Source organism: Microbacterium natoriense (assembly GCF_030816295.1).
In the GTDB taxonomy this organism is placed as follows: domain Bacteria; phylum Actinomycetota; class Actinomycetes; order Actinomycetales; family Microbacteriaceae; genus Microbacterium; species Microbacterium natoriense_A.
In genome coordinates this window covers 3,808,408-3,830,825 of record NZ_JAUSXV010000001.1, presented here as the reverse complement: position 1 = coordinate 3,830,825, position 22,418 = coordinate 3,808,408, and the positions used below count along the sequence as shown (strand labels likewise).

14 protein-coding genes and 1 pseudogene are annotated in these 22,418 nt (G+C 67.4%); 9 read left to right on the top strand and 6 right to left on the bottom strand.

Going from position 1 to position 22,418, the window contains the following annotated elements:
- Window positions 1-24: 24 nt before the first annotated feature.
- From QFZ53_RS18210 to QFZ53_RS18195, 4 genes are read right to left on the bottom strand one after another with little or no spacing between them, the layout of a single operon-like run.
- The gene (locus QFZ53_RS18210) at window positions 25-1,347 is read right to left on the bottom strand and encodes a CHAT domain-containing protein (RefSeq protein WP_307298750.1); all 1,323 of its coding nucleotides are present in this window, start codon (window positions 1,345-1,347) and stop codon (window positions 25-27) included.
- Window positions 1,341-2,960: a tetratricopeptide repeat protein gene (locus tag QFZ53_RS18205; RefSeq protein WP_307298748.1), complete on the bottom strand. Its 1,620-nt coding sequence runs from the start codon at window positions 2,958-2,960 to the stop codon at window positions 1,341-1,343. The genes QFZ53_RS18210 and QFZ53_RS18205 overlap by 7 nt, the downstream gene beginning before the upstream one ends.
- Window positions 2,957-4,030: a hypothetical protein gene (locus tag QFZ53_RS18200; RefSeq protein WP_307298746.1), complete on the bottom strand. Its 1,074-nt coding sequence runs from the start codon at window positions 4,028-4,030 to the stop codon at window positions 2,957-2,959. Before QFZ53_RS18200 ends, QFZ53_RS18205 begins: the two co-directional genes overlap by 4 nt.
- On the bottom strand, window positions 4,027-5,346 hold the full coding sequence (locus QFZ53_RS18195; RefSeq protein WP_307298745.1) for a hypothetical protein: 1,320 nt from the start codon (window positions 5,344-5,346) through the stop codon (window positions 4,027-4,029). Before QFZ53_RS18195 ends, QFZ53_RS18200 begins: the two co-directional genes overlap by 4 nt.
- Before the next feature lie 80 nt (window positions 5,347-5,426).
- Here QFZ53_RS18195 and QFZ53_RS18190 point away from each other — a divergent pair, with 80 nt between their 5' ends.
- A complete protein-coding gene (locus QFZ53_RS18190; RefSeq protein WP_307298744.1) occupies window positions 5,427-6,227 on the top strand; it encodes a PA2928 family protein in 801 nt (266 codons plus the stop codon).
- The gene (locus tag QFZ53_RS18185) at window positions 6,224-6,721 is read left to right on the top strand and encodes a hypothetical protein (RefSeq protein WP_307298742.1); all 498 of its coding nucleotides are present in this window, start codon (window positions 6,224-6,226) and stop codon (window positions 6,719-6,721) included. Before QFZ53_RS18190 ends, QFZ53_RS18185 begins: the two co-directional genes overlap by 4 nt.
- Before the next feature lie 91 nt (window positions 6,722-6,812).
- On the opposite strand, the gene QFZ53_RS18180 is transcribed toward QFZ53_RS18185, so the two are convergent.
- Window positions 6,813-8,474 (bottom strand): ABC-F family ATP-binding cassette domain-containing protein, encoded by a 1,662-nt coding sequence (locus QFZ53_RS18180; protein WP_307298741.1) that lies wholly within the window; start codon window positions 8,472-8,474, stop codon window positions 6,813-6,815.
- 279 nt (window positions 8,475-8,753) lie between these two features.
- On the opposite strand from QFZ53_RS18180, the gene QFZ53_RS18175 reads away from it, so the two are divergent.
- Window positions 8,754-9,014 (top strand): hypothetical protein, encoded by a 261-nt coding sequence (locus QFZ53_RS18175; RefSeq protein WP_292904090.1) that lies wholly within the window; start codon window positions 8,754-8,756, stop codon window positions 9,012-9,014.
- A gap of 66 nt (window positions 9,015-9,080) precedes the next feature.
- Complete coding sequence (locus QFZ53_RS18170) at window positions 9,081-10,352, top strand: endonuclease/exonuclease/phosphatase family protein (protein ID WP_307298738.1); 1,272 nt, start codon at window positions 9,081-9,083, stop codon at window positions 10,350-10,352.
- Between the two features lie 6 nt (window positions 10,353-10,358).
- Here the strand turns inward: QFZ53_RS18170 and QFZ53_RS18165 are convergent, their stop codons facing one another.
- Window positions 10,359-11,006, bottom strand: a complete 648-nt coding sequence (locus QFZ53_RS18165) for an alpha/beta hydrolase (RefSeq protein WP_307298735.1) — start codon at window positions 11,004-11,006, stop codon at window positions 10,359-10,361.
- A gap of 29 nt (window positions 11,007-11,035) precedes the next feature.
- Between QFZ53_RS18165 and QFZ53_RS18160 the strand changes: the two genes are divergently transcribed.
- From QFZ53_RS18160 to QFZ53_RS18140, 5 genes and pseudogenes are all read left to right on the top strand, one after another.
- A complete protein-coding gene (locus QFZ53_RS18160; protein WP_292904084.1) occupies window positions 11,036-11,638 on the top strand; it encodes an NUDIX hydrolase family protein in 603 nt (200 codons plus the stop codon).
- Window positions 11,639-12,181: 543 nt separating this feature from the next.
- On the top strand, window positions 12,182-12,559 hold the full coding sequence (locus tag QFZ53_RS18155; RefSeq protein WP_307298732.1) for an LPXTG cell wall anchor domain-containing protein: 378 nt from the start codon (window positions 12,182-12,184) through the stop codon (window positions 12,557-12,559).
- Complete coding sequence (locus tag QFZ53_RS18150) at window positions 12,559-19,116, top strand: DUF6531 domain-containing protein (RefSeq protein ID WP_307298730.1); 6,558 nt, start codon at window positions 12,559-12,561, stop codon at window positions 19,114-19,116. Before QFZ53_RS18155 ends, QFZ53_RS18150 begins: the two co-directional genes overlap by 1 nt.
- Window positions 19,117-20,491: 1,375 nt before the next feature.
- Window positions 20,492-20,980, top strand: a complete 489-nt coding sequence (locus tag QFZ53_RS18145) for a hypothetical protein (protein ID WP_307298728.1) — start codon at window positions 20,492-20,494, stop codon at window positions 20,978-20,980.
- A 124-nt stretch (window positions 20,981-21,104) separates the two neighbouring features.
- Window positions 21,105-22,314 (top strand): annotated as a pseudogene (locus tag QFZ53_RS18140) (IS3 family transposase).
- Window positions 22,315-22,418 lie beyond the last annotated feature (104 nt).

Here is a 22,418-nt window from a genome sequence, read left to right as displayed (position 1 = left end):
CGCGTCTGAGGGCACCAGACGGTGTCAGAGCCGCACCGGCTCCGGAGCCCAGGCCGTCGCGAACGCGCCCCACATGATCGGGGAGTGACGCGGGTCTCCGGTCGACGTCCACAGTCTGCGCTGATCGCGTTGCCACGCGCCCAGCGCGCTGATCGGGTCGTCCGACTCGTGAGCGGCATTCACCGCGATGACGGCATCCGTCAGCATCCCCTCGGCCCGATCGCCGAGACCAGGGACGAGACGGCGCAGCCCCGCTTCGGTGGGCAGGGTCCATCGAGTGGCCGTGACGTACTCGGCGCCGCGGTGCAGGAACGCCGCGACGAGCCCGGTGGGCTCTGCGAAACGCAGATCGGTGCCCGAATCACAGGCGATCAGCGCCACCCTGTTCGGAGCGCGCAGCGGTGGGAGGCCCGCTCCGCCCAGCGCGATCTCGGCGGCGGAGTACGGACGGTGCGATCCGACGGGAGGGGTCGTACCGGGGGCGTCCGCACCGTCGGACAGATGCAGCCGCGCGTCGAGAGCGTGTGTCGAGGCGGTGACGTGCCCGACGTACAGAAGCCGCCCCGCATCCGCGACCGCCTCAGCCAGCGCGAGTCGGTCGATGTCCGCCCGGCGGAATGCCTCGCCGCGCGGCAGGCGCCGCGTGCCGAGGTCGTCGACGGCCCGCGCGAGGCTCGAATCGGCCGCGACCTCGCCGAGCACGCTTCCCAGTTCGCTCGTGGCCGAGAAGCCGGGAACCGCCGGGTCCAGCGCGGTCGCCACGGGTGACAGGGGCGACCACGGCGACACCGTCCTCGACGGATCGTTGCGCAGGGTGGCAGGCAGCAGAACGGATGCATCGGCCATGTCGATGCCGCGCTCTCGGCCCGACGTGCTCAGTAGTTCCCACGGCAGCTGCGCGGTCGACGGCGACAACTGGATGCGCAGGTGGGGGCGCAGTCCGGCCGTTTCGAGCGCATCGAGCTCCGCGCCCAGCCACTGCGGGATCAGCGCCGAGGTGAGCAGGCCGGCGAGCTCCTGCTCGCGATCCGGGTCGACGAGGTCGCCACGCGTGAGGGCCCTGGTCAGGGCGTCGATCCCGCTCTCGCCCGGCAGCGGCGAGGGCAGCGCTCTGGCGAGCCGATCGAGTGCCGGCGTCACGAGCTCCCGTCCGATCAGGGTCATCCTCGGCGAGCTGCGCTGATGCTCCCAGACCCAGCTGACGAACAGGTCGTCCCCGTCGACGAAGCGCAGCCGGGCGACGGGGCGCTGCCCCTCCGGCAGGTCGACCAGCACCGCTGCTCCTTCGGTGCGGGCCAGGGGCAACGGCGCACCGAGGTCGGTGAGATCGCGCCAGCCGTTCACCACGCCGGCACCATCGTCTCGGTGCGCAGAGGGATGCCGTACTCGGCCTCGGCCGTGCGTATCCATTCGTCGAGCACCGGCTCGCCGCCGGGCACGGCGACGACCCGCGGTGGCGGGGCGAAGCGGACGGACGCCGTGCCTTCGCCACCGACCAGCCCCGCAGCGGCCGCGGGGAGCTCATCGCGCTCCCACACGTCATCACGAGGGCCGCTCGGACGCTCGAAGGGGAGGATCACGGCGGTGTCTGCCGCGGCACTCGCCTGCAGGGTCACGGAGGCTGCAGCGTTCTCGACGAGCTGGAAGAGCAGCGCCGAGTCGCCGAGCGTGCGTGCGAGACGGAACGCGAGCTCTCGCGCAGGGGCGGCCACCTGCAGGCTCCAGCGCTCGCGGGTGCCCCCGGGCGCTAATCCGTCGCGCAGTGCCTCGGTGACGAGCAGCACGGGGATCGCGAGATCCCGTGCCTTCTCGAGGCGGGCGCGTCGTGAGCGAGGGGTGATCGACATCGACGCCCACTCGGCGTGCATCTCGGCGCGGCGCAGGTTGATCCTGCCGCGGTCGCGCGGTGATCGGGCGAGGTCGAGGGCGGCCCTGTAGGCGTCGTCGGCCGCCGGGTAGCGATTGCGCGTCGACTCCGCGTCGCCCAGGAACGAGTACGCCTCGAGTCGCTCGTGCACGGCCGCATCCGGATCGAGTTCGTCCAGCAGGGTGCGCAGCGCTTTCGCCGCGGCTCCTGCCCGTCCCGACTGCAGCAGCACCGCCGCGAGGCCCGTCCTGCTCGCGGCGAGCCGCGTCGTGAGACCGATCTGCTGCGCGAGCTCTGCGGCCTTGCGGAAGCCCTCCTCCGCCTCTCGCATGTGCCCCTCCTGCAGGGCCGCGCGAGCGAGGTTCTCCACCGCATGCTGGCGGCTGGTGGCATCGCCGGAGAGCTCCTGCGCGCGATACGCGAGCTGCAGGTACTCGCGCGCCGCCTCGTCGTCTCCGGTGCGCTGTGCGATCACGCCGAGGTTCGCGTATGCGTGTCCGGAGAGAGCAGGTCCGACGGATAGCGCGACCGCGAGCGCGCGCTGGGCCTCGTCGTCCGCCTCTTGCAGTCGCCCGGTCACGATCAGCACCGCGGTGCGCGCGTTGTGCACGGAGAACTGGAGGAGCTCGCGCTGGTCGAGGCCCTCGGAGTCCAGCAGCGCTTCGGCGTCGTCGATGCCGGCGAGGGCGTCGTCCAGACGATCCATCTGCGTCAGCGTCTGCGCCCTCGCGAGCATCCCGTTGAGCTGCACGGTGCGTGTGGCCCGCTCGTCGCCGATCAGCTCGAGAGCCTCGGATGCTGCGGCGAGGCCTTCATCGGCGGTGCGCAGAGCCTCGACCAGATCGCCTCGGAACTCGTGCGCCGCCGCGAGGTTCAGCAGCGCCCTGGCGCGCATGTCCAGCCCCTCGCCGTCGACGTCGGCGACGCGGGTGAGCGCCACGACCTCGCCGAGCAGGGCAGCGGCCTCGTCCACGCGCCCGGCGTGCAGCATCATCGCCGCTTCGTTGTTCTTGTCGCGTCCGGGCTTCCATCGCGGCGTCGCCGGGATGCGACCGAGCACGGCGCTCGGGGGCCGTTCCTCAGGAGACGTCACCGCCGGGCTCCGGCCGTGCGCTCTGCCAGCGATGCCGCGGGCGAGAGCAGCCGCGTGGCCGCGAAGGAGAGCACCTGTTCGCGAGCGTCGTGCGGATCGGAGGCACCGTCGTCTTCGGGACTCAGAACCGGGTCGCGTACCCAGAGCGTGTGCTCGGCCGAAGGGAGGAACAGAGCGGATGCGGGGACCTCGGCCTCTCCCTGGAACAGCGTCGTCTCGCGCCGCAGCACCACCTCCACGCCGAGCTCCGCCGGACCGAATCGAGCGATCAGTGAGCGGCTTGCGAGCGGGGAATCGACGGCCGCCGCCTCGACGCGCAGCACAGCGGCGCCGGCACGCTGACGGATCACCCACCGAGCCTCGGCTTCGGCATCCACGGTCTGCGCGGGCACGTCGCTCCATCTCACCGTGGCGCGGCCGGACGCGATCTCGACCCCTTCCCGGACATCGTGGACTCCGCTCGCCGCGAGGGCCCAGTCCTCGCGGACAGCGACGGGCTCTGCGGATTCGAGCGCGACTCCGTAGTCCTCGGAGAGGTCCGTCAGCGTCGACAGCAGCCGTTCAGCCTCCGCGGCGAAGGCCGGAGGAAGGGCAGCCAGCGCCGAGGGGGCGTCCGCGGCATCCGCCAGCGCCCGCTCGATCGCCCGATCATCGTCGAGGAGGTGCTCGACATCGTGCGCGGTCACCGCCGCCTCGGCGGCCAGCAGCGCGGGGTCGAGGGCGGGAAACCGGGCTCCGGCAGGCCACCAGGCCCGCGCCCAGGCCAGATGCCCGAACCGGAGGACGGCGTCGACGATGGCCGGATCGCCGTCGCCGAGAGGCAGCGTCGCGTCGGCGCCCTGGCCGACGGCATCCGCCACTTCCTGCCCGTAGATCTCCGCGAGCCAGCCGGTCGCTGCGTGCAGGTCGTCGACATCCGCGTCCGGCAGGTCGATGTGCTCCGTCGGATCCCAGTGCAGCAGCCCGCCAGCGACCTCGACGAGGGCGACGAGATACGGCATCCGATCGGGGAGAGCCTCGGACGAAGAGACGCGCACGGCGTCTCCCTGCACACGGATCTGCACGCTCATGCGGCCTCCGTCGCTTCCCGATTGTCGGCCCCGCGGGTCATGGCCGTCTTCAGGCGCTGGCGCTGATCCATCACGACCGACCGCAGCACGCCGTCGAGGAGATCCCACACGTCACGACCCTCGACGCGCTGATCGCGCAGCTCTCTGCCGTGCAGCCTCACCCAGAGCCGGCGCAGATAGCCGCGGCGCACGGCGCGCACGTCGTCGACGACGGCGGCCGGCACACCGCTGAGATCGGCGGGCAGCCGCAGCGCCCGCCGCACGTAGGCCTCGCGGTGCCAGCGCGCCGCGAGCAGCCGGTGCGCCGCCGTCGGTCGCGCCGGGCCGTTCTCCTCGAGAGCGCTGCTCGCCTCTGCGCCCAGAAGCATCGCGACGCGGCCCTCCTCCTCGCCGAGCTGCCACACGCGCGCGGACCGGACGATCTCCTCGGAGAGCAGCCCCTCGGCGTCGACGGCGAGGTCCGGCGGCACTCCTCCGGAGAGCGCCGCGAAGAGGCGTTCGAAGATGGAGCGGTCGAACGGCAGGGGCAGGTCGCGCTTCGAGGCCGTCTCGCCGATCCGGGGCAGGGGAGGAAGCGGATGCCGGGTGAGCCCGAGTCCCTGTGCGATCCCCTCGCCGGCGAGTCCGGCGCCCGAGGCTGTTCCCGCCGCTCCGGCGACGAGGGCGTCGAACGCAGCGGAGCCTTCGCCGGTAGGACACTCGTCGAGCGCCGCGGCGACGGTCTCGGCCGGTGCCGGCGGCGTCATCGACGCCGGTCGCCGGCGCCAGGCGTCATCGAGTTCTCGGCCGAGAACCGCCGCGTGCTCCTCGTCTGCGAGCAGCTGACGCACTCGGGCGAGCAGGGAGCCGCCCGAGGACTGAGCGATCTCCGACACGGCCCCGGCGGCCACGGCCACAGCATCCGCGGCGGGCGAGCCCGCGGTGCGGGCAAGCTCGTAGCAACGCTGGAAGTACTTCTCCTGCGGATTGCCGTCGGTGATGCGCAGCCGACGCCGCGCGGCTTTCAACTCGAGGAACCAGGCGGCCGCCGCCGAGAGATCTGGGCCGGCTGCGCGGATGCGCTCCCGAAGCTCGACCGCGGCATCGTCCGTCAGCGTCCCGGCGGCGAGTCCCGGGTTCTGCAGAGGCCTGATCACCAGCGGATCGAGGATCAACTTCGACGTGCGGGCGAGGGGGCGCCCCGATCCGTTGCTCAGCGGGGCGACGGATGCCCCGAGCTCCATCCAGGCCTGTGCGATCACCTGAGCGCGCGGATGCCGCGCCCGGCCCGACTCCACGGCCGGCGCCTCGGGAGAGAGATCGGTGGGCGCGCTCATGACGGCCAGCCTATAGAGCGGTTGCGACGGTGCGTCGAAACCCGTGATCGGGAGAACGGCTGCGACGGGATGCTGACATCATGAACACGAACGAGTCGCGAGGGTACGTGCTGAACGGCAGCACGGTTCTTCCCCTGGGATCGACGCCGGTTCCGCCCCGGAAACCGCACGACCCGCACAAGGTGCGGCAGCGCATCCGATTCCGCTTTCTCGGCTTCCTGTTCGCCCCCGTGCTGATCGGCGGCCTGATCATCGTCGTGACGTCAGCGCTCGCGCCGCCGATGCGGGACCTGGAGATCCTGCCGGGAGCGGCGGTGATCAGCATGGACGAGCAGGAGGTGGCGATCGTCGTCTACGCCGACAACTCCCGCCCGGGATTCGGCGAGCCGATGTTCCAGCATCGAGCGGCGGCGATCCGGCTCTCCGACGGCGACACGCTCTGGGATCAGCGCCTGAACGACGACCTCGGCAGTGATGCCGCGGCACTCGCGGGCGACTCGACGTTCGTCTACGTCGCGACAGACGACGGGCTCGTGATCCTGGACGCGGTGACCGGCGGCATCGTCGCCGAGGGGACAGGCGTGGCAGGTATCGGGGCTGACGCGGTGCTCGCCGCATCCGCCTACGGCTTCGATGCCGAGTCGAACTCGGTGGTGGCTCTCACGGGCTCGGGTGCGGTGATGCAGATCCCCGTCGGCACGTCGGCGGCGTCTCCGGCGGATTCCGCTGTCGCGGGTCGCTGGCGCGGTGCGCTGAGTGCCACGGCGCTCCTCGACACCACCGCCCTCACGCGTCTCGTGGACACGGCACGGGGCGCGGATGGCACGACGGTCGAGATCGAGACGATCGCGGAGGCTGTGAGTCGTGACGCGCGCTCGTGATCACGTCGGCCGACGGCCGCACGGTCCGTCGCACCGAGCTGGTCGATGCGGAGATACTCCCGGTCTCCGAGGCGGCGCCTCTGGGCGTGATGCTCGAGACAGGGCAGTTCATCGAGGGCGACTTCAGCGATGTCGACCACGACGACATCGAGGCGCTGCTCGAGGAGGCGAGAGCCCAGGCCTCTTCAGGAGAGGCGACGGCGTCGCCCGCAGGGTTCGGGTCGGGATACGTCCTCGTGCAGCATCGCGAATCGGTGAACGCCGATCGGAGGCTGGTGAGCAGCGTGTCGGTCGCGACGGGCGAGATCGTCGACACGGTCGAGATGGGGGCCGACGCTCTGCGGGCGGTCACGGGCCCGTCGGGGACCACGGCCGTGATCGTGGCCGAGCCGGACTCGTGGCAGCCCGACTCGCTCCGTGTGCTCGGATCCGACGGCTCCTTGCGGCACGTCGAGGTCGGGGCGGTGCCGTGGTGGGCAGTGCCGTTCGGGTGAGGCGCGGTCGGATGAAGGGGGAGGGCGCAGCCGGAGGAGGGGCTGCGCGGCCGGACCGGGAATCGATCCCGGTCCGGCCGCGCGGTGCCGGTCAGACAGCGCGGAGGGCCCCCTCGGCATCGATCTCGAGTGTGAGGTCGAGATCGAGCCGGGCGAGGAACGCGTCGTCGTGGCTCACGACGAGCACCGCTCCGCGGTAGGCCCGCAGCGCCTCGACGAGCTGATCGACGGTGTCGATGTCGAGGTTGTTGGTCGGCTCGTCGAGCACGACCAGATGCGGGGCCGGATCGCTCAGCAGCAGCTTCGCCAGGGCCACGCGGAAGCGCTCGCCGCCGGACAGGGCCGCCACCGGTCGCTCTGCGGTCGCGCCGCGGATGAGGAACCGCGCGAGCCGGTTGCGCAGTTCCTTCTCCGGCACCTGAGGTGCCGCATCCGAGATGTTCTCGAAGACGGTGCGGGCCTCGTCGAGGCCGTCGACGCGCTGCGGCAGGTAGCCGATCTGTGCGGTGTGCGCGACAGCATCCGTGCCGATCTCTCGGCCCTGAGCGCCCGGCTCGGTCGAATCCGCGGATTCGATCCGATCCGGATGCTCTTCTCCGAGGGCGGCGCTCCCGACCAGCCGTTCGAGCAGCGTCGTCTTGCCGGCGCCGTTGCGCCCGATCAGTGCCACGCGCTCGGGACCCTGGACGACCCACGAGCGCTCGGCGTCGCCGATCGTCGCGATGCGGCGAGCCCGCGAGACGCCAGGATCCGGCAGCTCGATCTTCATCGAGGCGTCGGAGCGCACCCGGCGCCCCGCTTCGTCGAGGGCCGACCGTGCGGCGTCCTCCTTCGCCCCGACTTCGACGCGCAATCTGCCGGCCGAGACTTCCGCCGCCATCTTCCGTCCGTGTGCGACGATCTTCGGCACCCGCTTCTCGACCTCGGCCTTGTTCGCCATCCGCGCGCGGGTCGCGAGCTTCGACTCCGCCTCGATGCGCTGGCGCTTCTCCTTGCGGAGCACCTGCTTCGCGGCGATCTCGGCCTGCTTCGCGGCATCCTGCTCAGCATCGAGCCACGCCCGCCACTCCGAGTAGGGGCCGCCGAACACGCTCAGCTCGCTGCCGTACAGCTCTGCGGTGTCGTCCATGAGCTCGAGCAGCGACAGGTCGTGGCTGACCACGACGAGGGCGCCTCTCCACGACTCGACCATCGCCGCGAGCTTCGCGCGGGCATCGCGATCGAGGTTGTTCGTGGGCTCGTCGAGCAGGGTGATGGGTGCGCGGCGAAGACGGATGCCGGCGATCGCCACCAGCACGGCCTCACCGCCGGACAACTCCCCGACCCGGCGATCGAGGAAGTCGGGGGAGAGGCCGGCTTCTGCGAGGGACGCCTCGGCTCGCGCCTCGATGTCCCAATCGTCTCCCACGGCGTCGAAATGGCCGGGGTCAACGTCGCCGGCCTCGATCGCGCGGACAGCGTCGAGTGCCGGCGCGACCCCGAGGAGCTCGGCGACGCGTCGTTCGACGTCGAGGGTCAACCGCTGCGGCAGATAGGCGATCTCACCGGTCGCCGTGATGACTCCCGACGTCGGAGTGAGATCGCCGGCCATCAGGCGCAGCAGTGTGGACTTTCCGGCGCCGTTGCGTCCGACGAGCCCGGTGCGTCCGGTTCCGAACGATCCGGACACCTCGCTCAGCGCAGTCGATCCGTCGGGCCAGGTGAAGGTGAGGCGGTCGAGGACGACCGATGCGTGAAGGGTGGGTGATGACATGAGTGTCTCCTGTCGAGTGCGAGGGTGCACTGACACCGATCCCCCGGAGTATCGAGGGGTTCCCGGAACAGGGAGGGTGGCCGTGGAGTCGGCGATCGTCGGGTCAGCGCGCGAAAAAAGGGGCGCGGAGGCGACGGATCAGATCAAAGGACTTCCAGACACGGCGGACAGGACTCCACGAGGCTACCCGTCCGGAGCGGAGCCTGCAACCCGGGCGTGTCGCGGATGATCCGCCTTGCGGGGGATACCCGCGAGACCTTCAGCACCTACCGTGGAGGCATGGCACACGACAACCCGAGCTCCGGCGAGATGATGCGGCGGGTGGGCTTCGGCACCGGGCTCTCGATCGGCATGGGAGTCGGCGTGGCGCTCGGTGTGGCACTCGACAACATGGCGCTGGGCATCGGCTTCGGCATCGCTCTCGGCACGGTCGTCATGATCGCCTTCGCCGTGGCGGCATCGCGACTCGCACAGGGTGGGCGGGAGCAGGAATCGGATGCCGCGCCGGCCGACGAACCTGACGATCGGTCCGCAGGCTGAGCCGACGGCATCCGATGCACCGAGATCGTTCACCCGGTCGTCACCTGCCGGGTCTAGCGTGGCTGCATGATCAGAACGCATCGCCGCGTGCGCACCGCCGGAATCGCCGCACTGCTCCTCACCGCGGCCGGGATGGCCGCGGCCGCCCCGGCGCTCGCCTCCTCTGCTCCGTCTGCCGGCAGCGCCGGGGACACCGCGGGTGACGTGCGATTCGCCACGTTCAACGCCTCGCTCAACCGCGGAGCCGAGGGCGCCCTCGTCAGCGATCTGTCAGCGCCCGGCAACGCGCAGGCGGATGCCGTCGCCGAGATCATCCAGCGCGCGAACCCCGACGTGCTGCTCATCAACGAGTTCGACTACGTCGCCGGTGGCGAGGCGCTGCGCCTGTTCCAGGACAACTACCTCTCCGTGCCGCACGGAGACGCGGCGCCCGTCGAGTACCCCTATCGATACACCGCGCCCGTGAATACGGGAGTGCCCAGCGGTTTCGACCTCAACAACGACGGAAGGATCGGCGGAGGCGATGACGCCTGGGGATTCGGGCTCTTCCCTGGGCAGTACGGCATGGCCGTCTACTCCAAACTGCCGATCGACGAGGCCGCGATCCGCACTTTCCAGAACTTCCGTTGGGCGGACATGCCTGGTGCGCTGCTGCCCGACGACCCCGCGACGGCTGCGTCGGGCGACTGGTACTCGCCCGACGAGCTCGAGCAGCTGCCGCTGTCGAGCAAGTCGCATTGGGATGTGCCGATCCGGGTCTCGAAGAACAAGACCGTGCACTTCCTCGTGTCGCATCCGACGCCGCCGACCTTCGACGGAGCCGAGGATCGCAACGGAAACCGCAATCACGACGAGATCCGGTTCTGGGCGGACTACGTCACCGGCGGCCGCACGGCGGCCTACATCGCCGACGACGCGGGTCGGACCGGAGGGCTGAAGGGCGGTTCGCTGTTCGTCATCGCGGGCGACCAGAACGCCGACCCGAACGACGGCGACTCGACAGCCGGCGCCATCCACCAGTTGCTCGAGAATCCGAAGATCAACACGGGCTCAGTGCCCACGAGCGTCGGCGCCCCAGAAGCGGCGGAACTCCAGGGCGGTGTGAACGCAGCCCATCTCGGTGACCCGAGACAGGACACCGCCGACTTCTCCGAGCCTCCCGGGAACCTGCGCGTGGACTATGTGCTGCCCAGTCGGCAGATCCGCATCCTCGACTCCGGTGTGTTCTGGCCCGCCTCCGGCGACCCGCTGTCGGCGTTGACCGGCACGTATCCGTTCCCGTCGAGCGATCACCGTCTGGTGTGGCTCGACGCGGACGTTCCGGGAGCCAGGCGCTGACTCCCCTCAGTCGGCCAGGCCGTCCAGCCACCTGGTGAGGAACTGCGTCACATCGCGCAGCTCCTCCTCCGAAATGCTGTGCGTGAGGCCGGTGTAGACCCGACCCGAGAGATCGGAGTGGGCGGGCAGCCAGTCGGCCGTGTGGGCGATGAGCTCAGGGGGGATCACGTCGTCGTGCGTGCCGCGTCCCCAGAAGACCGCACGGCGAAGCTCCTGCAGTTCGGGATCGCGTGGGAGATCGCCAGGGGTGGCGTAGCCGCTGAGAACGATCGCGGCACTGATGCGCTCGGGCGCCAGCCGCAGAGCCTGCACCGACACAGCACCGCCCTGGGAGAAGCCGAGCAGGGCGATCTTCTCGGCTCCGGTCTGGTCGAGCCAGCGCAGCAACGCCTCGGCGGCGGCCGTCACGTGCGAGGCGTCGCGGCCGTCGAGTCCCTCGATCGGATACCAGGATCGGCCCGGCATCGGCCAAGGAGGGGAGAGGGGAGCGGCGACGGATGCCACGGCGATGCCCTCCGGCAGGTACGGGACGAGTCCGAACAGGTCGTTCTCGTCGGCGCCGTAGCCGTGCAGCAGCACCAGCAGCGGCATCCGCTCCGTGGCCTGCGTCGACCAGAGCGTCGCGGTGTCGTCGATCGTCAGGTTCTCGCTCACTCCTCCATCCTGCCTGGTAGAAAGGACACATGGCGGTCCGCACACCTGATCCTGATCCCGAGCCCGATGACGACGGTCTCGCCGGTTACGCCGCGGCGACACCCGCGCCGGGATCGAATCCGGGCTGGCTGAGCGAGTTCGAGCTCGAGGAGGCACGGCGCCGCCTGCCGATGCTCTACGTCGAGGCGATCCCTGTGCGCACCGACGGCTCGGGCGTCGTGACCGAGATCGGCATCCTGCTGCGCTCCACACCGATGGGCGAGATGACCCGCACGATCGTCTCCGGTCGGGTGCGCTTCGGCGAGACGATCCGCGACGCCCTGTTCCGGCACGTCGAGAACGATCTCGGCCCCATGGCGTTCCCGCTGCTGCCGCCGCAGCCGCTGCCGTTCACGGTGGCCGAGTACTTCCCCATCCCCGGGGTCAGCGCCTATCACGACGACCGTCAGCATGCCGTGTCGCTCGCCTACGTCGTGCCGGTCACCGGCACGTGCGAGCCGCGTCAGGACGCTCTCGAGGTGACCTGGTTCACACCCGAGGAGGCAGGGTCGGATGCCGTCGCCGCCGAGATGGAAGGCGGCCGCGGGACTCTTATCCGACAGGCGCTCGCGAACCTCGGGCTGCTGCGGTAGCCATCCCGGTCGCCGAGACCGTTTCGGCGACTCCTGGCCAAACGGAATGTGCGAGCGACACGTCTCTCGTCATGGTCGGGACGGGCTGCTCGCTACCGCAAAGAGTCTGCAATCCCGCATTCGTTACGCGAAATCTCGAAGTTCGCTCGCTATCACTCTTCTTTGCTGGTAACGCTTGCGCTGATTCGGTGTCGTACGCCACAGTGACACCTGAACCCGTCGCCGAATGAGCCGGGTCGGCGATTCCGGGGGGACTTCGTGATGGCATCGTTGCGTCGATGGACGGCAGCTTCAGTTCTTGTGGCGGTTGCATTGGGTGGGCTCCTTTGGGTTTCTCCTGCGGCGGCGGCTGCGCCGACAACCGCGTCTGTCGCTGCATCAGCGGCGACGGAGAAGGACGCGGATTCAGACACGATTCCGGATGTCGTCGAGCGTGAGGTGTGCGGAACAGCGACGTGCGCGAACGGTACGGAGGACCGCGACACCGACGGCATCCCGGACTGGACTGAGGTCCTCTCGTGTGATTCGGCGACGTGCGCGTCGGTGACGAAGGATGCGGACAAGGACGGCATCCCCGATTTCGCGGAGCGCCTCGTCTGCGACACGGACACCTGCTCGAATTCCCGCGAGGACGCGGACGGTGACGGTATCGGTGACTGGGTCGAGTTCGTGATCTGCGGCGCTCGTACGTGTGCAGACGGTTCTGAGGACTTTGACGCGAACGGGGTGTCGGATGCGGCGGAGCTCGCAGCGTGCGTGGTGCGGATCGATGATCTCGCGATCACCGGTGGCATGATCGCGTGGGGTCTCGTGATCCTCGCCGTGGTGCTTCTTGTTGCCGGCGGGGGCCTGTGGTGGTGGCGGCGTCGGAAGTCGGCACAACCGAGCGACGACGCAGCGCCGGCTGAGGCTGAGCTCTGATGTGGTTCCGTTCGCTGGCCGCCTCGACGGCGGCGGCGCTTGTACTCGGCATTGGAGCGGTGGCGCCGGCTCCGATGACGCCGGCTCAGCTTATGGAAGCGGCCCGCAACGAGGTGCTGCAGCGCGTCTATGCCGCCGCGGGGCTCAACGCGAACGGCGAGCCTGAAGACGCGGACCCCTCGGAGTCGCCGGTGCCAGAACCGACGTCGTCGAATGCGCCGCCGGCTGTACCGGGCGGGTTGTCCGTAGCGACGTCGGTCAAGGAAGCGGCGGAATCCGATCTCACGCCGGGTGAGAGCGCCGAGCTTTCGTCGGACGATCTCGGGGTGAATGCGGTGTTCTCTGGGCACGACGTGAAGAGCCCCGTGTCGCTCACACTCACGCAAGCGCCTTCGGAGGTGCAGGCGCGCCGGTCTGCGGTCGTCGATACCTCCGGCATCGTGGTGAGTGACCCGATCGAGATCGTCGCCGTTGACGCTGCAGGCGAGATGGTGACGTCATTCCCGGCGGAGCTCATCGACGTTCCGGATGAGGACCCCGAGCATGGCCCGGTGGTGAAGGACGTCATCCCGGGTATCAGCCTCGAGTTCGATGTCGACATGGGGCGGGTAGAGGAGACGGGAGTTTCCCCTTCTACGTTGAAGATCTATACCCGGTCGACGCCGGATGAGGCGTGGACGGAGCTGCCGTCGTACTTCGATGCGGAGACGAAGACGGTGAAGGGCGAGTCCACGCACTTGTCGCAGTTCGTGGTGATCGGCACCCCGTTCCCTGTTCCGCCGGGACCTGTGGTGGTGCTGGACCCCGACAACGACGAAGGCATCGTGACCACTCCGTCCCCGGCGACCGAATTCCCGTACAACTGGAATCTCGTGGAGGGGCTGAGCGCGTACCTGGCCCTGCAGTGCAACGCGCAGGTCGTCGTCACTCGTCCGCCTGGGGTTCCGTTCGTGTCCCGAGCGACGCGTACGGGTGTCGCCGCAGCGGCGAATCCGGTCGCGACGGTCGGATTCGGTTTCGCAACCAACCAGGGGAACGCCTGGGGAACTGCCAGCAACGGCGGCACCATGGGGTACTCCCGCGGCTCCGGAGCTGACAACGCGCTCCGGGATTCGTTCCTCACCCACATGCCGACCTACACGGGCCGGCCGGCGAATGCGAAGCCGTCCGACGCGAACTTCCCTTTCACTGCGTATGCGGGTCTTCCTGGCGCGTATGCACATATTGAGACGCTGTTCCTCGACCACAACTTCGACCGCCCCGTTATCGACAACGGGTTCCTCAGCATCGTCGATGGCGCCTTCCGCAGCCTCGGCGGGTATCTGGAGGGTGCGGGGTTCGACTGCACCGACCCGGTCGTGGGCGGCTGGCCGTCACCGCCGTCGCAGGCCGAACTCGCGCGCTGGCGGCAACTCGGCTATCAGAACTATCAGACTTACGGTGCCGACCCTGTGTCGTTCTCGACGGGAAACCTCGTCGAGTCCTTCCCGCTCTTCGACCTCACCGGCCCTGGAGAGAGCAGCATCGGCGCATCACTGGTCTATAACTCTCAGGACGGCAGGCTGTCTCGCGTGGGCGCGGGGTGGACGTTCGGACTCGGCGCCAGGGCGCAGCGCTTTGACGACGACTCGGTCATGGTCGTGCGGGGTGACGGTGCGTCGTTCGTGTTCACACCCGACGGGAACGGGGGATACGAGGGTGAAGACGGTCTCGGGCTCACGCTCGCGGAAGCCGGCGCAGGGCAACTGCGGCTGGACAGCGACACAGGTGAGACGTGGGTGTTCGACGCGGCGGATGTCTGGGGCATCGGCGAGCTCGTCCGCCATGTCGACCGGCAGGGCAACGCGACGACTCTGACATACGGGCCGGCGGACCGGAACGTGCATCAGTTCACTCCGCTCACGTCGGTCACGGATGCCGCGGGCCAGACCATCACGGTCACGAACGACGGGGTGGGGCGAATCACGGGGTTCACCCTCCCGGATGGTCGCGTCTGGGGACTCGCGTACTCGGCCACGGGTGACCTTGTCTCGATGTCGTACCCGGACGGGACGAGCCGGTCGTTCAGTTACGACGCGGCACATCGGATGCTGACCGCGGTCGACCCGAACGGCGTCACCTATCTCGTGAACGAGTATGACGGCGCGGGTCGTGTGACGAAACAGCTGGATGCGAAGCAGAACGTCCGCACGTTCGAGTACGGAGACGGCGAGACTACATACACGGACAACGAAGGCCAGGAGACAGTCTTCGAGTTCGATGACAGCTCGCGCATCACGGGTATCACGAACGCTGCTGGTGAGACGGCGAAATGGGCATTCACGTCCACGGGCGAAGTGGAGTCTCACACCGATGAGGCCGGCCGCACGTGGACCTACGACTACGACGGCGACGGGAACCTGACGACGGAGACCGACCCGGCAGGTGCCGTCACTGAGTACACCTACACCGCCGACGGTGATGTCGCCACGGTCACCGACCTCGATGGGGAGCGTACAGAGACGAGCGTCTACGACGCCCGTGGGCTCATTACTGAGGTTCAGCAGGCCGATGGCACCACGGTCCGGTTCGAGTACGACACAGCCGGGGACCTGACCCGCAGCATCCTCCCTTCCGGCTCCGCGACCACCTACGCGTACGACGCTCGAGGCAACCTCGTCACTTCCATGGACCCGTTGGGACGGGTGACGACCTTCGCGTACGACGCAGGCAACCGACTCACCTCCGTCACTGACCCGTCAGGTGGGGTCACGTCGTTCGGGTGGGATGCTGCTGACCGGCTACTCGCGTCGACCGATGCCGAGGGCGGGGTCACGGCGTACGCGTATGACGCAAACGGACAGCTGACGTCTGCGACCGACCCCACCGGGGCCGTGACCGCGTACGCGTGGGACTCGATGGCGCGTCTGGTCACGGTCACTGACCCAGAAGGCGGGGCGACGTCGTTCACCTACGATGCGGAAGACAACCTGACCGGAACGACAGACCCCGAGGGCGGAACCACCAAGTTCCTACTCGACGACACCTACAACACAGTCGGCATCGTCGACCCCAACGGTGGGGAGTGGAAGCGCACCTACGACGAGACCGGGCTGCAGACGTCCACCGTTGACCCGCTGGGAGCGACGACCGCATTCGACATGGACACAGCTGGTCGCCCTACGGCGACGACCGATGCGACCGGTGTTTCCTCGGAAGTGGCGTACGACAGCGCGAGCCGCGTCGTCTCCGAGACGGACAGCGCCGGTGAGAAGACGACGTACGCGTACGACCTCATGGACCGGGTCACGAAGATCACCGACCCGGCAGGCTTCGTCACGAAGTACCTGTATGACGTCGATGGGTACCTCGTCGGAACGGTTGACCGCAACGGCAACCCGACCCTGTACGACGTGGATGCCGCGGGCCAGGTGCTGGCCGAAACGGATGCGACCGGTGCAGTCACGAGCTTCACCTACGACCCCGCCGGCCGCATCACATCAATCACCGATGCGGACGGTCGAGTCACAGGTATCGAGTACGACCGCAACGGCCAAGCGACGGCCATCATCGCCCCCGGCGGAGCACGTACCGAGTACTCCTACGACGCAGCCGGGCGACTGCTTTCCGAGATGGACCCCCTCGGCGCGGTTACGACCTACACGTACGACAAGGCCTCCCGCGTCACCTCGTCCACGGACGCGCTCGGCGCGGTCACCAGCTACGCATACGACGATGCGGGACGCCAGACGTCCACGACCAGCCCGGTGGGAGAAGTCACCGCCTTCCGATACGACCCAGCCGGCCAACTCGTCGAGGTCACAGAAGGATTCGACGCGAACGCGGACAACAGCTCCGACACCAATCTCGTGACCGCGTACGCCTACACCGCGACTGGTCTGCTCGAAAAGGTCACGAACCCGCTCGATGCGGTCACGTCGTTCACATACGACGCGGCGGGCCGCCCGACCGGGGAGACCGGACCAACCGGCATCACCACGACCACCGCGTATGACGAGGCGGGGCGGGTGGCCCGAGTCACGAACCCCGCGGGTCTGGTCGCGGCGTACACGTACGACGCACGCAGCGACGTGAAGACCCTGACTCGCGCTGACGGTGACGTAACGTTCCAGTACGACGGGGAGCAGCAGCCCATCGTGATGGACGACCCCACCGGCACCACCGGGTGGGTGTACGACGAGGTCGGAAGGCTCTTGGAGCAGACCGACACCCACGGGAACACCCTCACCTCCACATACACGGCGGCGGGCCTTCGCGAGTCGCTGACGTACCCCGATGGTGCGACGACCGCGTACACGTTCGACGATGCCGGGAACCCGGTCACTCAGTCCACCCCGGACGGGGACCTCGGGTACACCTGGGATGCGAACAACAGGCTCACCGGTGTCACCCGGCCCAACCAGGTCACGACGTCCGTCGCGTATGACCTGACAGGTCGGGTCACGCAGGTGCGGCACGAGACCCCGCAGCCCGAGGTTGCACCGGTGGTCGCACCGGAGCCGGTGGTGCCGTTGCAGATGACGACCGACCAGTGCGCGGCATCCGACTACTACGCGGACCGGGATATCCCGGCGGCGGGTGGACAGAAGCCGTGTGTGAAGACATGGGACTACCTGAACCGTCGCACGCTCCCGGAGCCGGTGTCCCCGGTCCCTGCGGGTGCCTCACTGCAGTACGACTACGACTACGACCCGGCGGGGAACGTCACCGACACGGTCCGCACCATCACCGGTCCCGACCTCACCGAACCGGAGACGCCGGGGACCCCGGGCAGTGAAGAGCCCGTTGCGGAGGCACCAGCGGCTCCAGTGCCCGCAGCCGCCGTGCCGGAGGTGCTCGAGCACACGTACACGTATGACCGGGTCGGGCGGCTCGCGTCGTCGACCGCCTCCGACGGCGAAGTCAACGAGTACGGGTACGACCCGGCAGGCAACCGCACCAGCGTGACGACCACCGGCACCCCCGCGGGCGATTCAGAGCTGGCAGCGCAGTTCAACGCCGCCGGGCAGCTGACTGCGATGACGACGACAGGTGCCGGCGCTGGCTCCGCGTCGTACGGATTCGACGGGGCCGGGAACAGGGCGTCGCAGACGGTGAACGGTCAGTCGACCTCGTACGTCCACGACCCCGCGGGGCGTCTCCTGTCGACGCAGGCCGATGGGCGCTCCACATCGTACGCCTACGACGGCCTCGACCGACGCACCTCGATGACCGACCAGACCGAGTACGGGACGAACACGACCGGCACGGTCTGGGACGGATTCGACCCCGCCGCGACATCCAGTGACCTGCATGGGGCCACGGACCTGTACCGCGACCCGTACGGGGCCGTCGCGTTCCAGGACGGTACGTACGGGAACGAGTGGGTTCTCGGTGACCAGCGCAACGCGACCGCGACCGCGGGAGCGGATGGACAGATTACCGACCTCGTCGACTACGCGGACTTCGGGGGTGCGAACTACGAGTCCACGGGATGGTCCAGCCTCGTTGGAAACGACCAGCAGCCAGGTGACCCGACCTTGGGCCTGGACAACTACTACGCCCGCGACTACGACACGGGGACAGGTTCCTGGGTCCAGCCCGACGAATGGCGCGGCCTCCTCGAACGCCCTCAGTCGCTGAACCGATATGCCTACATCGAGAACACACCAGTCTCGTTCAGCGATGACCTCGGATACGTCATCAAGGCAATGCCGATGGTAGACGGTGGCAAGAGCGTCGCTGCCAAGATGACTAAATCTGCGCTCGTGAAGGCGGCTACGACCACGCTGAACACGAACGCAAATCAGACCGCGGGAAAGCGAACTGGGTCGAAATTTGGTGGTGCGTCCCCTGTTCGACCGATGAGGGCACCCGCGCTTCGCTCTGGGACCTTTATCTCCGCCGCACATGACTCACTGCCCGGTTGCGGATACACCTATGACCCCTGTGGGCCGTCCCAGCCACATGTCGTGCCAGCGCCTAAACCACGGCCTATCAACTGCGCCACCGACATGAAAGTCGGGATGAATCCGGCACAGGTCGCTATCAACGAGGCATGCGGACGAGCATTCGCAGAGCAGCAGGTAAAGAAAGGGCCCAAATGGGCCGAGGACTGGTGGAACGCGAGCCAGAGCATCGACCGCGTGCTGCGCCCCGCCGTACCACTACTCACCATCGGCGTGGGCATAGGAATCGGAGGTGTCGGCACTGCCACCGGCACAAGAACCCCCACTCTGGTTCGGCTCCCGCAGGATGTCGCCGTGAACCCCGCCGCTCCGTTCGCGCTTCCGTTGAATCGCCCAGTGGGGGGAAGCGTCAGTCAAAATGCTTTCGTTCAAAGCCGCATTGAGTCGTTGCGCGCTAGCGGCGCAACTGACCTGCGAGTCAACCAGCAGCAAGTTAACATCTCCGGCGACAGGGTCGGCGTGAACCGTCCTGACCTGCAATATACCCTGAACGGGCGGAGGTACTACGAGGAGTATGACGTTCCCACGTCGGGACGTGGCCCGGCTCACTCAGACCGTTTGCTCGCTAACGACCCCAATGGTATTGTCAACCTCTTCATCGTTCCTTAGGACGGCATGACCCTACTAGATGAGCGCCTTGCTCCCATTACTTCCTCCATTGGCTTCGTACGTGCTCCAGTCGATGCCCTCGTGGCAGCGTGGATGGACTGGTCGACAGAACTTGGACGGTCTGCTCAAGCCCGGCCTGTTGAGGGAGGGCTGGAAGAGAACGCGCGTCTGCTTGAACCTCTAACGCTCGGCGCCTATCCTCGTCGGCTTCTGTTGCGCACCGATGGGAATGAGTGGACCGCAACCGTGGATTGTGGTGCCAAGGGGGGTGACCATGCCTCGTGGGTGGGCTACCTTTCGCAGCGACTCGATGTTGACGGAGTTGTAGCCACGTATGTGTCCTCAGACGAAGGAGCCGCACCTCCCAAGAGATTTGGCGTGGTGCAGTTGGAGGTCTTCGGACGACCTGTCAAATCCGGAGTATTGAACTACGTGCGCTCGGTGTCGGTATCTCAGGAGTCCTCCGGTCGGTGGAGGTTTGAAGCGCATGGTGAGACTTTGTCGTTCGAGGATGTGGATTCGTATAAGAATCGACGTGTTGTCGACCGGTTCTCTCCGCAGCTGCTTGAAGAATACTGCGCCGCTTTAGGTATCAGACCCTTTGACAAGAGTTTCTATGCAGGCGGTGCAGTGTTGTGTGAACAGGGCGGTACCGCGCCTATCCATGAGTTGTCGCTCGAGGATGCGCGAGCTCAGAGGGGCTACTTGTCCCGATGAGTACGCCCTGCAAGAGCGCCGCCGGTGGCGGGGGATATGAGGAGACTGGGACGCACTGCGGCGAGTTGTGCTCTGACGCTCACACCTAGTTCATCTGTCGTCGCAGCGTTCGAGACGGCTATGCGGCCTCCCCGCGGCGAAGTCCGCATTACCACATCCATGACGCACCGGGGAGAAATGAAGGGCTGCTGTCAGTGGAGTTCCGCGCATAGGGGTGGTGTTCATCCCGTGAGTGATTCATGTGTCGGCGGGGCTCTTCCGATGAGCGTGATAGGTGTCATTGCAGCTGCGACAACCGGCTTAGGTGATGTTTCGACCGACATAATTCGACAAGCACGGGTGGCGCGGATTCGGGCCTACAGTCCCACCCTGTGGGGCCTGAAACAGGCGAAGACGTATCGCACATCTTCCGTGATGCGCCGGGCCACTTCGTGGGATACATTCGCGAACCGTCAGCTAATTCAGGGGATAATCAAGCCTGAAAACTCGCCGTTCGTGAAGTATCTCGCCGACGGGTCTTCGCTTACGACGTACCGAAGTACGCTGCCTAACGGGAGCCAAATTTGGGCTGAAGTCAGAAACGGTGAAATCACTAATGCAGGAATTAATGCCATCCCACGATGATGCTCGAATCTCGATTCGAGAGGCTGCGCGTGTGATGTCTGAGTTCGTGTGGCGGTTCGCGAACCGGGCTGACGGAAATGACTTGCTCACCCTGTTGGGGGATACTGATGTTTCGTTCGATGGCTATCCGACCGACCCTGCATCATGGTTCGATTGGCTCGCAAGCCTGGATTGGATTGCATCGGGCAACGAACCACAGTCAGGGTCAGACCCGACTGGTCAGTGGTGGGTCGGGGAAGCCAGAGTGTTCGAGATTCCTACAGCGCGGAGAGAGCTGGAAACCCAGGTCGACAAGCTCAGCCGCGCCGAAGCCTTCCTCGCTATGACCGAGTATCTTTGGAGATTCGCAAACCGCCGAGGTGCCAATCAGGTCGCCGATGTTGTATCTATCCTGAGAGCGTCGGTCAGCTCTGCTGAACTTGGGAACTTTTGGGAAGACTGGGTGAAATCCGTGCGATGGGTGCTGGCGGGCAACCCGGTGCAGAGTGGCCCTCCTCTTAGCGACGACGTATTCAATGGCTGAGTGAGTGAAGGCGCAGTCGAATATCAGGGGTGCCGTGGCGCAGACCCCTGGTCTGTCCCCAGTCGTTGAACCGCAAGGATGGGAAGACAATCGTCCCAACCTGCAGCCAGTGGACGGGATAAGTATGAAATCAAAGGATTCGGCGACTGAACTGAGTCATTCGAGTCGCGCCTATTCAGTGATCGGGGTCGCGAAGAATCGTGAACCTGGTGTGACGATCGCGCAGATCGCGAAAGAATTCGGGATCCATCCCGGCACTCTCGACAACTGGTTGCGCACCGCTCGGGTCGATGCCGGGGAGCAGCCCGGCACCACGACCACGGAAGCGGTGGAGCTGCGCGAGCTCAAGAAGCGGAATCGTCTGCTGGAGCAGGAGAACGAGGTGCTGCGGCGGGCTGCGGCGTATTTCGCGCAGGCGCATTTGCCGGGAAAATGAGTTACCCGCTCGTGAAAGAGCTCGCCGCTGACGGGATCCCCGTGGTGGTGTCGTGCCGGGTATTGAAGCTCTCCCGTCAGCCCTACTACCGCTGGCTCGCTGTCCCTGTCGCCGACCGGGAACTGGACGAGGCGTATCGGGCGAACGCGTTGTTCGACGCGCATCGCGACGATCCGGAGTTCGGCCACCGTCTCCTCGCGGACGAGGCCCGCGACGCCGGCGAGTCTATGTCGGATCGGACCGCATGGCGGATCACGTCGGCGAATGGCTGGTGGAGCGCGTTCGGCAAGAAGCGGGGCAAGAACGGTAAGAAGCTGGCCCCGCGGTGCACGACGATCTCTGCATCGTCACCGACGAGAAAGGGCGGTCCCGGCACGTGTCCGCCGCGGCGACACCGAACGAGCTGTGGTTGACCGACATCACCGAGCACTGGACCGCTGAGGGCAAGTTCTACCTCTGCGCGATCAAGGACGTCTTCTCGGGTCGGATCGTCGGCTACTCGATCAGCGACCGGATGAAGTCGAGCCTGGCCGTCCAGGCTCTCGAGAACGCCGTCGCGATGCGCGGGGACGTTGCTGGCTGCGTGGCGCCCTCCGACCGCGGGTCTCAATTCCGCAGCCGGAGGTTCCGGCCCGCTCTGACCCGTCACCGCCTGTTCGGATCGATGGGCAGAGTCGCGTCATGCGGCGACAACGCCGCCATGGAGAGCTTCTTCTCGCTCTTGCAGAAGAACGTCCTCAACCGCCGAGTCTGGACCACTCGGGAGGACCTACGCATCGCGATCGTGACCTGGATCGAGCGGACCTACCATCGGCGACGCCGGCAACCCCGACTGGGCCGTTTGACACCGGTCGAGTTCGAGACCATCATGACCAAGAACCTGGCCCTCGCGGCCTAACTGGAACTGTCACCTGTTCCTACAGCAGACCCAGGAGCCCTGGCAACTCCAAGTGCAAGCCACAGTCAGAGACGGTGATGTGGCCACGGTCTCCTGGGATGAAG

Coding starts and splice junctions, on each gene's coding strand:
- QFZ53_RS18195 (WP_307298745.1), bottom strand. CDS start 5,346: ATGAGCGCGCCCACCGATCTCTCTCCCGAGGCGCCGGCCGTGGAGTCG.
- QFZ53_RS18145 (WP_307298728.1), top strand. CDS start 20,492: ATGTCTGAGTTCGTGTGGCGGTTCGCGAACCGGGCTGACGGAAATGAC.
- QFZ53_RS18180 (WP_307298741.1), bottom strand. CDS start 8,474: ATGTCATCACCCACCCTTCACGCATCGGTCGTCCTCGACCGCCTCACC.
- QFZ53_RS18175 (WP_292904090.1), top strand. CDS start 8,754: ATGGCACACGACAACCCGAGCTCCGGCGAGATGATGCGGCGGGTGGGC.
- QFZ53_RS18200 (WP_307298746.1), bottom strand. CDS start 4,030: ATGAGCGTGCAGATCCGTGTGCAGGGAGACGCCGTGCGCGTCTCTTCG.
- QFZ53_RS18150 (WP_307298730.1), top strand. CDS start 12,559: ATGTGGTTCCGTTCGCTGGCCGCCTCGACGGCGGCGGCGCTTGTACTC.
- QFZ53_RS18170 (WP_307298738.1), top strand. CDS start 9,081: ATGATCAGAACGCATCGCCGCGTGCGCACCGCCGGAATCGCCGCACTG.
- QFZ53_RS18160 (WP_292904084.1), top strand. CDS start 11,036: ATGGCGGTCCGCACACCTGATCCTGATCCCGAGCCCGATGACGACGGT.
- QFZ53_RS18190 (WP_307298744.1), top strand. CDS start 5,427: ATGAACACGAACGAGTCGCGAGGGTACGTGCTGAACGGCAGCACGGTT.